Here is a 15385-nt window from a genome sequence, read left to right as displayed (position 1 = left end):
CGACGGCGGGCAAAGGCGCGGCTCGCTCAGCCGCGCCTGCGGCAAAAACATTCAGCTAAAGCCGGCACCCAGCAGCTGTTTTTCAATGCGGCAGCCTGGCATCATCGCCTCAAGGCCCGCGATCAGCGCGTCGCTGGCCTGATGCAGCGCATCTATCGGCATTTCCGGCAGGCTCTCGAGAATAAACCACATCTGCTGTGCGCTGGCGTCGAGGCGCGTACGCACGCCCTGGCGCCAGTTCCAGCGGCGACAGGTGACGCCGAGATCGTCGCGCCAGATCACTTCGCCCGGCTCGGGGGACTCTTCAACGGGTTCGCCCCCCTTCAGGGTGTCAAAGCGTTCGCTGCCGTCGGCGCGTACCAGGCGCGCGTCGCCGACATAGGCGGCGGCATTTTCACCGCCGATCGGCAAGGCGTACTTAATGCTGATGGCGTTGTAGAGGTCGACAATCGGATCGATGGCGGGCAGCGCGCCGTCGCGGACAACCCGCTTGCGCAGCGCTTCCACCGAACTCGGCGTGCGCGCCGGTTTCGCACCAAAGGCCTTAAAGGCTTCGCGCCAGGCGGCGATATGCGCCTCAGCGTAGGGCACATCTTCGACGGCGACCGCGCGGCAGGCGTCGTCCAGCGCCTCGCGCGCCACCTCCGGGTGCTGCACCTCGCTCGCTTCCACCAGAATGCTGATAGCGCGGAAGCCCGGCGCCAGCGCGATTACGGTAAGTTCGACCGCAGGAGAGAAAGAAAACATCGCTATTCCTTGTAGTGGGTTACTGGATAGAGTGTAGCGATGGATGGCGGTCGTGCCCGCCTGTGCGGGACGCAAAGAGAAGCAGACCAGATAAAAATCCAGGAATATGCCGAATCCGTCGTAAATTACGCGCCTTTTGCTGTGCGATTGCGTTATTTGTCTATACTGAGTCTGGACTTAATAATTAGTGAGGGAATCATGAAAAAGACGATTATTGCACTTTCCGCTCTGATGCTGGCTGCTCCGGTTTTTGCTGCGACCACACACGCTACTGATGAAACCGTGGCTGAAGCGCATAAAGGCGCTGATACCGCTAAAGAGAAACTGCATCAGGCCCAGGACGCGGGCGCTGAGCAGAAGCTGAAAGCGGAACACGCCGCGGAAGGCAAAAGCCATGCGACCACCAGCAAAGTCAGCGAAGGTACGCAGAAAGCCTGGCACAGCACCAAACAGGGCAGCGAAAAAGCCTGGGATAAAACCAAGCAGGGCGCTGAAGACCTGAAAAACAAAGCCACAAACTAACAGTACATGGCCGGTTAATCCGGCCATTTTTTTATCCTCTTTCCGCCTTCAGGCGCACCGCGCGCCCTCCCGCCAGCAGTGACACCGCCGCCATCGAAAAAATTCCCCAGCAGTAGTAGTTAGCCGTCGCGGTCAGGCCCAGCAGCGGCACCGCGCAGCCCGCCAGCAGCGCCGGCAGCGCAAAGGCGAGATAGCTTTTTACCAGAAAAGCGGCAAACAGCCCGGCGCGCTCGTGGCTCTCCGCCAGCGGCATCACAATGCTCAGCAGGGTTGAAAAAATAGAGCCAAAACCCTGACCGGCGACCGCCGTGCCGAGATAGAGCAGCGCCGTCAGATGATGATTGATGCCGATCAGGGTCAGGCTAATGCCCGCCATCAGCGCAAGGGTGCCAATAAACAGCGCGCGCTGCGGCTGCCAGCGGCGGAAGATAAAGACCGACGCGGTAGCGCTCAGCATCAGCGTGGCCACCACGCTCCCGCCAACAAACGGCGAGCTGAGGCCCGTTGAGAGGATCGCCAGCGACGGCATCAGCGACAGGTAAAAGCCGCCCAGCGCCCAGGTGGCGACGTTTACGGGAGCAAGCCGCAGCAGCGGCCCGCGCGCGCGGGAGGGTATAGCGATCTGCGGCGTTAAGGCGCGCAGGGCGCCGGGCGTCCGCGCCACGGTTTCAGGCATCAGAGGCAGCAGCGCCAGCGCTACCAGCATCAGTGCAAACAGCAGCGCATAGACCGAGACGGTAGGAAAAGGCGCGAAGGTGATCATCAGTGCGCCGGTCAGCGAACCGGCCAGCAGGCCAGCAAATGCCGTCACCGAATTGAGCAGCGGGCCGCGCACCTTATCGCTATCGAGGATCGCCGCACCAAAGGTCGGCAGGGCGATGCCGGTGGCAACGCCCTGGATGATCCGCGCGGCGACCAGCGTCTGCGCCGAATCTGCCAGCATAAATATCCCCAGCGCCAGCGCGTTGCACAGCAGCGCCGCCAGCATCATCACGCGCCGCCCGGTAAAATCGGAAAGGCGGGCCAGCGTCAGCAGTGAAACAAGCAGGGCAAAGGCATAGCTGGCGAAAATCAGCGTTATCATCACCGGCGACAGATGGAAAAGCGTGCGATAGAGCGGGTAGAGCGGCGTCGGCGCGCTGCTGGTTGCGGAAAACAGCGTCGCGCAGACAAAGGCATAAAGCGTTATGCGCGCCGCGGCGGCGGCAGAGAGCGTTGTGGTTGCAGAAGACATGGCGATCACCTTAAAGCAAAATATTAGCTTTAAGGCAGGTATACTTGCATTTCTGCGTTAACGCAATATCTTTGCATTAAACAATTTTAGCGATGTTCATTCTTTGCTGACAGGAGAAAAGATGGCGAGGGAGATGATTCGGCAGGGCGGACGCAGCGCGCGCATTCAGGAAGAGGTGCATAGAGCGGTCAATACGCTGCTGAAAACCCGCGACCGCAGCGAGCTTACGGTACCAATGATCGCGGAAACGGCGGGCGTCACGCCATCCACGCTTTATCGCCGCTGGGGCGATCTGACGCAGCTGCTTGCTGACGTTGCGGTGGCGCGTATGCGCCCGATAAGCGAACCCGAAGATACTGGCGATATGCAGCGCGACCTGGAAACTTTTATTCTGCAGTATGCCGAAGAGATGTCATCAAAACCCGGACGGCAGATGCTTGCTGATATCATCGGCAGCGGGGGAGGCAGTGCGACGGTGAAGTGCTGCGGCTTTACCGCTCTGCATCTTGAGACGCTGCAAAAGCGCGCCATCGCGCGTGGCGAAGCGGGCTTCTCCGTGGAGGAGGCGGTAGATACGGTGGTGGCCCCGGTGATCTACCATATTCTGTTTGAAGACCGTGAGCCTACGCCTGACTACTGCCGCGAACGGGTGGCGCGACTGTTTCAGGGCTGATAACCACGTCTCTTAGTGCGAAGGCAGGTTAAAGCAGCGGAAGAAGGGATGTGGCATTCTAATAGTTACAACATACATAAAAATTATTATCAAACCCAGCAGCAACGTGCCAAATGCGGCTTAAAAGACTCAGCAGCAAAAGAGGTCGCCGTTGCTGATACCATGAGCGAATACGTCAGCATCTCGTCAGCCAGCCACCGATCACGCCACGCGGCTAAGGGATTGCGGCTGGCTTTAACCTCTTCGCAATGACAAAAGCATTGATATGCTGCGCTATATATTGTAATTAATATCGCGCCAGGGTCTGGTGACTATTATGTTTATTAAAATCAGAATTGAGAGCAGCTCGCATTTATATTAAATCTATTCGAAAAGGGCGCCCGGCAATCAATATTGGTTTTTATTCAGATATTCTTTGATTTTTATCAAGCTACCCGGCGGCCGATCTGTTCATCTCTTTTAATAAAAATAAAATATACCTATAATTAGGTAGTTAACGTTAGCGACGCTATTATCCAATCCCGCGTTGCTTTGCGCTGCATCATGAAAGCCCCTACAAATCCTCTTGTTTTTCTGGCCTGCTGCGATAGGCTTATTAACCATTCTACAGGACGTAAGCGTTCGCCAAATAACGGCACCTGAATAGCTCGCAATTTATTTAATAAGGCAAGGCTGGCTCGGCGTCGTCATCTGATTACATTCAGATTCGTATTAATACGGATTTAGTCGGTTTCTCATTTATTACTTTTTAAATACTACTTGCAGAGAGCGGGAGCGATCCCACTGCTGCCCATCAGGAGGATATGTGAGCGTAAAACCTCATTCCGGGCACGGCGCGCTTGAAAACTGGGCGCCTGAAAATCAACAATTCTGGGAAAGCAGCGGCAAACGTATCGCCCGTCGCAATCTCATCATCTCAGTCTTCGCCTTACTGCTCGCCTTCTGCGTCTGGATGCTTTTTAGCACCGTCGCCGTTAACCTGAACCGGGTTGGATTTAACTTTACCGTCGATCAGCTGTTTCTCCTGACCGCGCTGCCTTCGCTCTCCGGGGCGCTGTTTCGCGTGCCTTACTCTTTTGTCGTGCCGGTGCTCGGCGGCCGTCTCTGGACGGTGATCAGCACCGCCGTGCTGATTATTCCCTGCGTCTGGCTCGGCTTCGCGGTGCAGAATCCGCAAACCCCCTACGGCGTATTTATTATTATTTCGCTGTTCTGCGGTCTGGCAGGGGCTAACTTCGCCTCCAGCATGGGCAATATCAGCCTCTTCTATCCCAAAAGCAAACAGGGCTCGGCGCTCGGCATCAACGGCGGTCTCGGCAACCTCGGCGTCAGCGTGATGCAGCTCGTTGCGCCGCTGATTATCGCGGTGCCGTTTTTCGTGGGTGGCGTCACGCTGGAGGATGGCAGCCAGATGTGGCTGGCCAACGCCGCCTGGATCTGGGCGCCGCTGCTGGCTATAGCCACCATCGCCGCCTGGACCGGCATGAACGATATCGCCGGCATGCGCGCCTCGCTGCGCGAGCAGCTGCCCGTATTGAAACAGGGCCATCTCTGGACCCTGGGCATGCTTTATCTGGCTACTTTCGGTTCCTTTATCGGCTTCTCTGCGGGCTTCGCCATGCTGGCGAAAACGCAGTTTCCCCATGTCGATATTGTGCATCTCGCCTTCTTCGGCCCTTTCCTCGGCGCGCTGGCGCGCTCTGCGGGCGGCTTCCTGTCTGACAGGTTCGGCGGAGTGCGCGTTACGGTGATTAGCTTCGCACTAATGACGCTGTTCTCGGCGCTGGTCTTTCTTACGCTGCCGGGTGCCACTGACGGCTACTTCCTGGGTTTCTATGGGGTCTTTATGGGCCTGTTCCTGGCCTCAGGTCTCGGCAGCGGCTCGACCTTCCAGATGATCGCCGTCATTTTTCGCCAGATCACTCTGGAGCGCATGACGAAACTCGGTCGCAGCCCGGAAGAGGCGCAGCATGCCGCAGTAACCGACACCGCTGCTGCGCTGGGCTTTATTTCCGCGCTGGGCGCGGTCGGCGGGTTCTTTATCCCGAAAGCGTTCGGCACTTCGCTGACCCTGACCGGTTCGCCCGTCGGCGCCATGAAACTTTTCCTGATCTTTTACATCGTCTGTCTGCTGTTGACCTGGCTGCTGTATGGCCGTCGCAAAACCAAGAACAACTAAGCAGAACATGAGCACTAACCATACTGGAGATGCGCAATGAGCAAACTTCTCGACCGCTTCCGCTATTTCAAACAGAAAGGCGACAGCTTCGCAGAGGGGCACGGTCAGGTCTATAACACCAATCGCGACTGGGAAGAGAGTTACCGGCAGCGCTGGCAATATGACAAGATCGTGCGTTCCACCCACGGCGTAAACTGCACCGGCTCCTGCAGCTGGAAGATTTACGTTAAAAACGGTTTGGTTACCTGGGAGACGCAGCAAACCGACTATCCGCGTACGCGTCCCGATCTGCCCAACCACGAGCCGCGCGGCTGTCCGCGCGGTGCGAGCTACTCCTGGTATCTCTACAGCGCCAACCGGCTGAAATATCCGCTGGTGCGCAAGGTGCTGCTGGAGATGTGGCGCGACGCGCTGGCGCAGCACAGCGATCCGGTTGACGCCTGGAACGCCATTATGGCGGACAAGGAAAAGAGCAAAATCTATAAATCGCAGCGCGGCCGCGGCGGTTTCGTGCGCGCCAGCTGGCAAGAGCTGAATCCGCTCATCGCCGCCGCCAATATCTGGACCATCAAAAACTACGGCCCGGACCGAATTGCGGGCTTTTCGCCAATCCCGGCGATGTCGATGGTTTCTTATGCAGCAGGCACGCGCTATCTGTCGCTGCTCGGCGGCACCTGCCTGAGCTTCTACGACTGGTATTGCGACCTGCCGCCCGCGTCGCCGATGACCTGGGGCGAGCAGACCGACGTGCCGGAATCCGCCGACTGGTACAACGCTAACTACATTATCGCCTGGGGCTCCAACGTGCCGCAGACGCGCACCCCGGACGCGCACTTCTTTACCGAAGTGCGCTACAAAGGCACCAAAACGGTGGCCATCACCCCGGACTACTCGGAAGTCGCCAAGCTGTGCGACCAGTGGCTGGCGCCGAAGCAGGGCACCGACAGCGCGCTGGCGATGGCGATGGGCCACGTCATCCTGAACGAGTTTCACCTGAAAAACCCCAGCGACTACTTCCTGAACTACGCGCGTCAATACACCGATATGCCGATGCTGGTGCTGCTGGAGCCGCGTGAAGATGGCAGCTATGTACCGGGACGCCAGCTGCGTGCCGCGGACCTGGCCGATAACCTCGGCGAAGAGAACAATCCGCAGTGGAAAACCGTCGCCTTTAACCAGACGGGCGATCTGGTGGTGCCGAACGGGTCAATCGGCTTCCGCTGGGGCGAAAAAGGCAAATGGAACCTCGAACAGAAAGCAGCAGGCACGCCGACGCAGCTGACCCTCTCGCTGCTCGACCGGCGCGATGCGGTTATGGATGTTGCCTTTCCCTACTTTGGCGGCATCGAGAACCCTCATTTTCGCCATGTAAAGCAGGAAGAGGTGCTGCTGCATAAAGTGCCGGTCAAAATGCTGACGCTGGCCGACGGTCGTGAGCTGCCGGTCGCCTCGGTTTATGATTTGACGCTGGCCCACTACGGTCTCGACCGCGGCCTTGATGACGTTAACTGCGCGCGCGACTACAGCGACGTGCGCGCCTATTCACCCGCCTGGGCGGAGCAGATCTGCGGCGTGCCGCGCAGCCAGATTGAAAAAATCGCGCGCGAGTTCGGCGAAACGGCGCACAAAACCCACGGACGCTCGATGATTATCGTCGGCGCGGGCATGAACCACTGGTATCACATGGACATGAACTACCGTGGCCTGATCAATATGCTGGTATTCTGCGGCTGCGTCGGTCAGACCGGCGGCGGATGGGCGCACTATGTGGGTCAGGAGAAGCTGCGTCCGCAAACCGGCTGGGCGCCGCTGGCCTTCGCGCTTGACTGGAATCGTCCGCCGCGCCAGATGAACAGCACCTCGTTCTTCTATAACCACGCCAGCCAGTGGCGCTTTGAGAAGCTGCAGGTCAGCGAACTGCTGTCGCCGCTCGCCGACGCCAGCCAGTTCAGCGGCCAGTTAATCGACTTCAACGTCCGCGCCGAACGTATGGGCTGGCTGCCATCCTCGCCGCAGCTCGGCATCAACCCGCTGCGCATCGCCGAGGAGGCGAAACGCGCCGGCCAGTCAGAGCAGGCCTGGACCGTTGACGCGCTGAAGTCTGGCAAGCTGCGCATGGCGTGCGAAGATCCCGATAACGGCGACAACCATCCGCGCAATATGTTTATCTGGCGTTCAAACCTGCTCGGCTCGTCGGGCAAAGGGCACGAGTATATGCTGCGCTATCTGCTCGGCACCGAGAGCGGTATTCAGGGCGAGCCGATAAGCGATGAGAAGGAGCGCCCGGAAGAGCTGGAGTGGCGCGGCGAGGCGCTGGAAGGCAAGCTCGACCTGCTGGTCACGCTCGATTTCCGCATGTCCAGCACCTGTCTCTTCTCCGATATCGTGCTGCCGACCGCCACCTGGTATGAGAAAGACGATATGAATACTTCGGATATGCATCCGTTTATTCATCCGCTTTCCGCCGCGGTCGATCCCGCCTGGGAGTCGAAAAGCGACTGGGAAATCTATAAAGGCATCGCCAAAACCTTTTCCGACCTCTGCGTTGGCCATCTCGGCAAAGAGACCGACGTGGTGCTACAGCCGCTGCAGCACGACTCGCCGGGCGAACTGGCGGCGGGCGACGTGCGCGACTGGAAAAAAGGGGAGTGCGATCTTATTCCTGGCCAGACCGCGCCGCAGATTATCAGCGTGCAGCGCGACTATCCCGCCGTCTACGAGCGCTTCACCTCGGTCGGACCGCTGCTTGAGAAGCTGGGCAACGGCGGCAAAGGCATCAGCTGGAACACCGATAAAGAGGTCGACCTGCTGCGCCGTCTTAACTACACCAAAGCGGACGGCGTCGCTAAAGGCCAGCCGATGATTAACAGCGCCATCGACGCCGCAGAAGTGATCCTGACGCTGGCGCCGGAAACCAACGGTCAGGTGGCGGTAAAAGCCTGGCAGGCGCTGAGTGAGTTTACCGGTCGCGATCACACCCACCTGGCGAAGCCAAAAGAAGAGGAGAAGATCCGCTTCCGCGATATTCAGGCGCAGCCGCGCAAAATCATCTCCAGCCCGACCTGGTCTGGCCTGGAAGATGAGCATGTCTCCTATAACGCCGGCTACACCAATGTGCATGAGCTGATCCCGTGGCGCACCCTGTCGGGCCGTCAGCAGCTCTATCAGGATCACCCCTGGATGCGCGCCTTCGGCGAAGCGTTCTGCGCCTACCGTCCGCCGGTTGATACGCGCAGCGTGCAGAACCTGGAGCATATTCCCTCCAACGGTTTCCCGGAGAAAGCGCTCAACTTCCTTACGCCGCACCAGAAATGGGGCATTCACTCTACCTACAGTGAAAACCTGCTGATGCTGACGCTGTCACGCGGCGGCCCCATCGTCTGGATGAGTGAAACAGACGCCAGAGAGCTGGGGATTGAAGATAACGACTGGATCGAGGTGTTCAACGCCAACGGCGCGCTGACGGCGCGCGCAGTGGTAAGCCAGCGCGTTCCGGCGGGCATGACGATGATGTATCACGCGCAGGAACGTCTGATGAACATTCCAGGATCGGAGGTGACCGGCCAGCGCGGCGGTATCCATAACTCGGTCACGCGCGCCTGTCCGAAACCGACCCATATGATCGGCGGCTACGCCCAGCTGGCGTACGGCTTCAACTACTACGGCACCGTCGGCTCTAACCGCGACGAATTTATCATGGTACGCAAGATGAACAAGGTGAACTGGCTGGATGACGAAGGCCGCGATCAGGTACAGGAGGCGACAAAATGAAAATCCGCTCTCAGGTCGGCATGGTATTAAATCTCGATAAGTGCATCGGCTGTCATACCTGCTCCGTCACCTGTAAAAACGTCTGGACCAGCCGTGAGGGGATGGAGTACGCCTGGTTTAACAACGTAGAAAGCAAACCCGGCGTCGGCTATCCCAACGCCTGGGAGGACCAGGAAAAATGGCGCGGCGGCTGGATCCGCAACATCAAGGGGCGGCTGGTGCCGCGCCTCGGCAGCCGCTCATCGGTGCTGATGAAAATCTTCGCCAACCCGGTGGTGCCGGGCATCGATGACTACTACGAGCCTTTTACCTTTGACTACCAGCATCTCCACACCGCCAAAGCAGGCAAGAACCAGCCGACGGCGCGCCCGCGCTCGCTGATCAGCGGTCAGCGTATGGACAAAATCCAGGGCGGCCCGAACTGGGAAGAGATCCTTGGCGGCGAGTTCAGCAAGCGTTCGGCGGATAAAAACTTCGATGCGATGCAGAAGGAGATGTACGGCCAGTTCGAAAACACCTTCATGATGTATCTGCCGCGCCTGTGCGAGCACTGCCTTAATCCCGCCTGCGCCGCTACCTGTCCGAGCGGCGCTATCTACAAGCGCGAAGAGGATGGCATTGTCCTGATCGACCAGGATAAATGCCGCGGCTGGCGTCTGTGCGTCAGCGGCTGCCCGTACAAAAAGATCTACTTCAACTGGAAGAGCGGCAAGTCGGAAAAATGCATCTTCTGCTATCCGCGCATTGAGTCAGGCATGCCCACCGTCTGCTCAGAAACCTGCGTCGGCCGCATTCGCTATCTCGGCGTGCTGCTGTATGACGCCGACAAGATCGCCGAAGCGGCCAGCACCGAACAGGAAACCGATCTCTACCAGCGCCAGTGCGACGTCTTTCTCGATCCCTTCGATCCGCAGGTGATCGAAGAGGCGCTGAAGCAGGGCATCCCGCAAAGCGTTATCGATGCCGCGCAGGCGTCGCCGGTGTGGAAGCTGGCGATGGACTGGAAGCTGGCGCTGCCGCTGCATCCCGAATATCGCACGCTGCCGATGGTCTGGTATGTGCCGCCGCTGTCGCCGATTCAGTCGGTGGCCGACGCGGGCGGGCTGGTGTCCCAGACCAGCGTGCTGCCGGACGTGGAAAGCCTGCGCATTCCGGTGCAGTACCTCGCTAACCTGCTGAGCGCCGGCGATACCGCCCCGGTGCTGCGTGCGCTGAAGCGCATGATGGCGATGCGCCACTACAAACGCGCGCAGAGCGTGGACGGGGTTACCGATACGCGCGCCATCGACGAGGTGGGGCTGAGCGAAGCGCAGGTCGAGGAGATGTATCGCTATCTGGCGCTCGCCAACTATGAAGATCGCTTCGTTATCCCCAGCAGCCATTGCGAGCTGGCGCGTGAAGCCTTCCCTGAACGCAACGGCTGCGGCTTTACCTTTGGCGACGGCTGCCACGGCAGTGACACCAAATTTAACCTGTTTAACAGCCGCCGCATTGACGCGATCAATATCGGCGACAACGCGGGAGGCAAATAATGGCGCTAATTAAAGCTGTAGCCCTGCTGCTGGAGTATCCCGACGAGGCGCTCTGGTCGCATCAGGAGGAGCTGCGCGAGCTGGTCAGCGCGCAGCATCCCGCGCTGCTGCCCTTTATCGATCGCTACTTTGCCACGCCGCTGCTCGATATGCAGGCAGAATGGTGCGCGCTGTTCGAACGCGGCCGCGCGACTTCGCTGCTGCTGTTTGAGCATGTGCACGCAGAGTCGCGCGATCGCGGTCAGGCGATGGTGGATCTTATGGCGCAGTATGAACGCGCCGGACTGGAGCTGAACTGTCGTGAACTGCCGGACTATCTGCCGCTCTATCTGGAATATCTCAGCCTGCAGCCAGAAGCGGATGCCCGTCAGGGACTGCTGGACGTCGCGCCGATTCTGGCGCTGCTCGGCGGCCGTCTGAAAGAGCGCGACAGCGACTTCAGCCTGCTGTTTGACACGCTTCTGAAGGTAGCCAACAGCCCGCTGAGCAGCGAAAGCGTGGCGGCTCAGGTCGCCAGCGAGACGCGCGACGATACCCCGGCCGCCATGGATGCGGTCTGGGAAGAGGAGCAGGTGAGGTTTATCGACGACAGCGCCTGCGACAGCTCCGCACAACAGCAACATCAGCGGCGCTTCTGCCATGAAACCGCGCCGCAATATCTCGATCTCTCCGCTGGAGGAACAGCCTGATGCACTATTTAAACGTGTTGTTCTTTGATATCTATCCCTACCTGTGCGGCACCGTGTTCCTGATTGGGAGCTGGCTGCGTTACGACTACGGCCAGTACACCTGGCGCGCCTCCTCCAGCCAGATGCTGGATAAAAAAGGGATGCGCCTGGGTTCTAATCTGTTTCATATCGGTATTCTCGGCATCCTCTTCGGCCATTTGTTCGGCCTGCTGACGCCGCACTGGATGTATGAATCCTTCCTCGCTATCGCCACCAAGCAGAAGCTGGCGATGGCGGCGGGGGGCGTGTTCGGCATCATGACGCTGGTGGGCGGTTTGCTGCTGCTGAAGCGTCGTCTGTTCAGTCCGCGCGTTCGTGCAACCTCAACTCCTGCCGATATGCTGATCCTGATAATTCTGCTGGTGCAGTGCGCGCTGGGTCTGACAACGATCCTCTTCTCGATGCAGCATCTCGACGGTGCCGACATGATGAAGCTGGTGGGCTGGGCGCAGGCCATTGTCACCTTCCGCGGCGGCGCCTCTGAATCGCTGGCCGGGGTAGAGTGGATCTACCGGGTGCATCTGGTACTCGGCATGACTATTTTTCTGCTGTTTCCGTTTACGCGACTGGTTCACGTCTGGAGCGCGCCGGTGGAATATTTCACCCGCCGCTATCAGGTGGTAAGAGCCCGCCGCTGATAATCGCCTCGCGCCAGCTATATTAATGGCTGGCGCGAAATTACGCCCGCCGCTAATTGACTTTTCTGTAACCCCACCGCGCCTTTACAGTAACTGAGATAACGCATTTTTATTTAAGTTACTTAACATTTTTATTAACTCTTTTTACTTAGACGCTGTGACAAGGATCGCATTACTCCCTACGCTTAAGCTCAGGTAATAATAAAAAGGTGAAGCGTGAATGTTGATAAAAATGAAGCGAGAGCGATCCCACACTGAAGACCGCTATCTTGCCGTCTGGCTGGCGACAGCGGCTGGCCTGCTTAACGCTATGGCGTTAGGCGCCTTTGGCTTTTTTCCTTCACATATGTCGGGCAATACTTCACAGCTCTCCAGCGAAGTGAATAACAGCGATCTGCGCGATCTCACCTTTCTCGGCTGCCTGCTGCTGGCCTTTGTCGCGGGCGCGGTCACCGCGCGGCTGGCGGTGATTGCCGGACTTAAACACAATATGCGCACCATTTTCTGTCAGGTGCTGGTAGCGGAAGGGATCGCCCTGTTGTGTCTGTCGCTGTTCGAAATCTTTTTCTACTCTTCCGGCAATAACCGCGAAGTCTTAGTACTGCTCGGTTTTCTGATGGGCGTGCATAACTCCACCTCAACGCAGTTATCTAACGGACGCGTGCGCGCCACGCATATCACCGGCACCCTGACCGATGCCGGCATCTCCTTCGCCTCTGTGCTGAGCGCAATGCTACGCCGCGACCCGTCGAAAAACGCGCATGCGCAAAAGAAGCAGCTGAAAACGCACCTGACCACTATCTTCTCGTTTCTCGGCGGCGGGATTGTCGGGCTGTGGCTGTTTCGTCACGCAGGGTTTCACGCGATGGCGGTGCTGGGTGCGGTATTGATTTTACTGGCGCTGACGTCGATGGCGATGACGCTGATGCGCGTGAGAAGAGTGGTGCCGAAACGTGGCATTATCGCTGCGGGCAGAACGGCGAAATAGCCTGCCCGGCAATCAGCGTCCAACATGTCTAAAGTCGAACCAAAGACGCTACCCTCTTGAATCAAGTTTACCGCTGCGAAAGGGTTCAAGAGGGAGAATGTTTACCTCTCTGGCAGCGGACGCTGGAGCAGGACAGACGTTACAGTGCATCTGGAAAACAGAAAGGGAATGTCGCTCTCCGTTAAGTAAAAGCGAATCTGACATCATAAGCGGGCTTGTTCTTTCCACAGAGAGTAGTAGCGTCCTCTCTGCTGAAGCAGCTCATTATGCGTTCCCTCAGCCTCTATTAAACCATTCTGAAGAACGAAAATTCGATCCATTCCTGTTATGGATGATAACCGATGCGCAATTGCGATAACCGTTTTCCCTGCCATTACCTCATTCAGTGAATCACGAATTTCAGCTTCCGTAAGAGAGTCGAGCGCTGAGGTAGCCTCATCCAGAATTAACACCGGAGCATTACGCAAAATAGCCCGACAGATGCTCAGTCGCTGGCGCTGACCGCCCGACAACTTGACACCGCGATCGCCAGTGAGGGTCTCAAATCCGCTATGGGTACCGTCTGTAGCCTGAAGAATAAAATCCAGCGCCTTCGCTTTTTTTGCTGCCTTCCATACGTCTTCTTTGGTGAATTGAGAGCAGCCAAAGGTTATATTTTCATAAATAGTACGATTAAACAGTAAGTTATCCTGATTGACTATGCTGAACTGCTGACGAAGATCATGTCGGTTTAGTTCCCTGATGTCCACGCCATCAAGCATAATTTCTCCCTGCTCAGGATCGTAAAATCGCATCAGCAAACTGATTAACGTCGATTTACCGCAGCCAGATTCTCCCACAATCGCGACTTTTTCTCCGGGGCGGATATGCAGGTTTATTCCCTGAATAATCCTTTTACCCGCAGCATACTGAAAATGCAGATCATGAATTTTTATCTCGCCTGCGCTGCTATCTCTCAGTATCGGGAGAGTGCCGTCGGTAATTTGATTCTGGTAATCTATTGTCTCAACAGAAGCATTAAATAACCCCAGCGACCGCATCGCACCGGTTAATTGCTCCATCAGAGCAGAGAGCTGACTTTCCATACGCAAAACTAGCCCGAACACAGCTGAAATCTCTCCCACTGAAAGCAGCCCTTCGCGCCATGATAAAATTGAGATATAGCCTGCTGCGACTATTGCCGTTGAGCTGGTTAGCAACAGAAGCATCTCTGCCGTGGTAATGGCTCGCAGAAAACTTTCATTCTTATTTATAAAATCGCTCAGCCTGTGACGCATAAACTCACTATCATCTCCCTGGGGCGAAAGTGATTTGACATTAATTATATTGGAAAAAATATCGACAAGATGGCCGTTGATTATATTGGAAGAGTCAGCTGATTTACGGGACAGTCTTTTTATTTCAGGCGCATATTTTACTGAAAGAGCGAGATAAAGTGCCAGCCAAAGAATAACTACAGCCGTGAACCCTGTATTAATGAAACTCATATACCCCAGCGTTAAAAGGATAAAGGCAACATTCGACCCTATTCTTTGCAATACGCTAAGTAAGAATTCTGTCGCGGCCTGTCCGGCCTGCCAGACAGCGGATGCAATTTTTCCGGCGTGATTATGGTTAAAAAAAGCAAGGTCATTATTAATCACCTTGTTATAAAGTAACCAGCGGATCATAGGGCTAAAACGGGCGCGAAGGCATTGATCGCAAAGTAATCCCAGGCTCAATGCTGAGAGCGGCCGAACAACAAGAAACAGCACTGCGGTAAGGACCAGTAACTGATTTTGTGTAACCAGATGAGCGACAGCAGGTTGCAGAGTGCCGTTCAGAGAATCAATTACCAGCCCCAGGGTATAAATTATACCGACATCAACGGCGGCTTTAATCAGTCCGGCGAGAGCAATGAGCACAACAATAAATTTTATTTTTTTAACGAAATACCATATCCCCTGTCTCTTCTCTGTAAAACAGATATCTTTTTCCGGGAAGGGCGTCAGTAAGTTTTCAAAGAAATGAAAGAGCCTTGCTAACATAGGTTTTCCTTAACTGGATATCATGATGGCCAGCGGCGGTGCCGTCATTTCAAATTGCGATAGCGTTAATATACGGCTTGTTATCATTGACCGTGCGGACTTTACGTTTCTCGGCGGCGGGATTGTCGGGCTGTGGCTGTTTCGTCACGCAGGGTTTCACGCGATGGCGGTGCTGGGTGCGGTACTGATTTTACTGGCGCTGACGTCGATGGCGATGACGCTGATGCGCGTCAGAAGAGTGGTGCCGAAACGTGGCATTGTCGCTGCGGGCAGAACGGCGAAATAGCCTTAACCCCGTCGGAAAATAGAGGCGGGAAGCGCTGGGGAAGGGAGCACGGCACCGGCG

The 15385-nt window shown here is 56.8% G+C and carries 12 protein-coding genes; 9 read left to right on the top strand and 3 right to left on the bottom strand.

The features are described from left to right. Positions 1-51: 51 nt before the first annotated feature. Entirely contained in the window at positions 52-747 is a 696-nt protein-coding gene (locus MHZ97_RS16565; protein WP_239315079.1) for a B3/4 domain-containing protein, read from the bottom strand. Positions 748-945: 198 nt separating this feature from the next. Between MHZ97_RS16565 and MHZ97_RS16560 the strand changes: the two genes are divergently transcribed. Continuing rightward, positions 946-1269, top strand: coding sequence for a hypothetical protein (locus MHZ97_RS16560; protein WP_103796540.1), 324 nt, complete (start codon positions 946-948; stop codon positions 1267-1269). Positions 1270-1300: 31 nt separating this feature from the next. Here the strand turns inward: MHZ97_RS16560 and MHZ97_RS16555 are convergent, their stop codons facing one another. Beyond that, entirely contained in the window at positions 1301-2503 is a 1203-nt protein-coding gene (locus MHZ97_RS16555; RefSeq protein ID WP_103796539.1) for an MFS transporter, read from the bottom strand. Positions 2504-2624: 121 nt separating this feature from the next. On the opposite strand from MHZ97_RS16555, the gene MHZ97_RS16550 reads away from it, so the two are divergent. The 7 genes from MHZ97_RS16550 (at position 2625) to MHZ97_RS16520 (ending at position 13012) form a co-directional block, all read left to right on the top strand. After that, the gene (locus MHZ97_RS16550) at positions 2625-3176 is read left to right on the top strand and encodes a TetR/AcrR family transcriptional regulator (RefSeq protein ID WP_103796538.1); all 552 of its coding nucleotides are present in this window, start codon (positions 2625-2627) and stop codon (positions 3174-3176) included. Positions 3177-3981: 805 nt separating this feature from the next. Next, positions 3982-5355 (top strand): NarK family nitrate/nitrite MFS transporter, encoded by a 1374-nt coding sequence (locus MHZ97_RS16545; protein WP_239315078.1) that lies wholly within the window; start codon positions 3982-3984, stop codon positions 5353-5355. A gap of 36 nt (positions 5356-5391) precedes the next feature. Next, entirely contained in the window at positions 5392-9126 is a 3735-nt protein-coding gene (locus tag MHZ97_RS16540) for a nitrate reductase subunit alpha (RefSeq protein ID WP_239315077.1), read from the top strand. Next, a complete protein-coding gene (narH, locus tag MHZ97_RS16535) occupies positions 9123-10658 on the top strand; it encodes a nitrate reductase subunit beta (RefSeq protein WP_239315076.1) in 1536 nt (511 codons plus the stop codon). Before MHZ97_RS16540 ends, narH begins: the two co-directional genes overlap by 4 nt. Beyond that, complete coding sequence (gene narJ, locus MHZ97_RS16530) at positions 10658-11347, top strand: nitrate reductase molybdenum cofactor assembly chaperone (RefSeq protein ID WP_239315075.1); 690 nt, start codon at positions 10658-10660, stop codon at positions 11345-11347. Before narH ends, narJ begins: the two co-directional genes overlap by 1 nt. Further along, positions 11347-12024 (top strand): respiratory nitrate reductase subunit gamma, encoded by a 678-nt coding sequence (gene narI / locus MHZ97_RS16525; RefSeq protein WP_239315074.1) that lies wholly within the window; start codon positions 11347-11349, stop codon positions 12022-12024. Before narJ ends, narI begins: the two co-directional genes overlap by 1 nt. A gap of 220 nt (positions 12025-12244) precedes the next feature. After that, a complete protein-coding gene (locus MHZ97_RS16520) occupies positions 12245-13012 on the top strand; it encodes a YoaK family protein (protein ID WP_239315073.1) in 768 nt (255 codons plus the stop codon). A 203-nt stretch (positions 13013-13215) separates the two neighbouring features. Here the strand turns inward: MHZ97_RS16520 and MHZ97_RS16515 are convergent, their stop codons facing one another. Continuing rightward, positions 13216-15039: an ABC transporter ATP-binding protein gene (locus tag MHZ97_RS16515; protein WP_239315072.1), complete on the bottom strand. Its 1824-nt coding sequence runs from the start codon at positions 15037-15039 to the stop codon at positions 13216-13218. A gap of 25 nt (positions 15040-15064) precedes the next feature. Here MHZ97_RS16515 and MHZ97_RS16510 point away from each other — a divergent pair, with 25 nt between their 5' ends. Then, a complete protein-coding gene (locus tag MHZ97_RS16510; protein ID WP_239315071.1) occupies positions 15065-15325 on the top strand; it encodes a hypothetical protein in 261 nt (86 codons plus the stop codon). Positions 15326-15385 lie beyond the last annotated feature (60 nt).

This window comes from Pantoea sp. ACRSC, assembly GCF_022346785.1.
Taxonomy (GTDB): domain Bacteria; phylum Pseudomonadota; class Gammaproteobacteria; order Enterobacterales; family Enterobacteriaceae; genus Pantoea; species Pantoea alvi.
Note: the sequence above shows the minus strand (reverse complement) of the source record. Positions and strands in the feature narration are given on the sequence as shown.

What these genes read in the sequence shown, in the direction of transcription:
- MHZ97_RS16515 (WP_239315072.1), bottom strand. Translation starts at nt 15,039, where the DNA reads ATGTTAGCAAGGCTCTTTCATTTCTTTGAAAACTTACTGACGCCCTTC.
- MHZ97_RS16565 (WP_239315079.1), bottom strand. Translation starts at nt 747, where the DNA reads ATGTTTTCTTTCTCTCCTGCGGTCGAACTTACCGTAATCGCGCTGGCG.
- MHZ97_RS16555 (WP_103796539.1), bottom strand. Translation starts at nt 2,503, where the DNA reads ATGTCTTCTGCAACCACAACGCTCTCTGCCGCCGCCGCGGCGCGCATA.
- MHZ97_RS16510 (WP_239315071.1), top strand. Translation starts at nt 15,065, where the DNA reads ATGGCCAGCGGCGGTGCCGTCATTTCAAATTGCGATAGCGTTAATATA.
- MHZ97_RS16520 (WP_239315073.1), top strand. Translation starts at nt 12,245, where the DNA reads ATGTTGATAAAAATGAAGCGAGAGCGATCCCACACTGAAGACCGCTAT.
- MHZ97_RS16550 (WP_103796538.1), top strand. Translation starts at nt 2,625, where the DNA reads ATGGCGAGGGAGATGATTCGGCAGGGCGGACGCAGCGCGCGCATTCAG.
- narI (WP_239315074.1), top strand. Translation starts at nt 11,347, where the DNA reads ATGCACTATTTAAACGTGTTGTTCTTTGATATCTATCCCTACCTGTGC.
- MHZ97_RS16560 (WP_103796540.1), top strand. Translation starts at nt 946, where the DNA reads ATGAAAAAGACGATTATTGCACTTTCCGCTCTGATGCTGGCTGCTCCG.
- narH (WP_239315076.1), top strand. Translation starts at nt 9,123, where the DNA reads ATGAAAATCCGCTCTCAGGTCGGCATGGTATTAAATCTCGATAAGTGC.
- MHZ97_RS16540 (WP_239315077.1), top strand. Translation starts at nt 5,392, where the DNA reads ATGAGCAAACTTCTCGACCGCTTCCGCTATTTCAAACAGAAAGGCGAC.
- narJ (WP_239315075.1), top strand. Translation starts at nt 10,658, where the DNA reads ATGGCGCTAATTAAAGCTGTAGCCCTGCTGCTGGAGTATCCCGACGAG.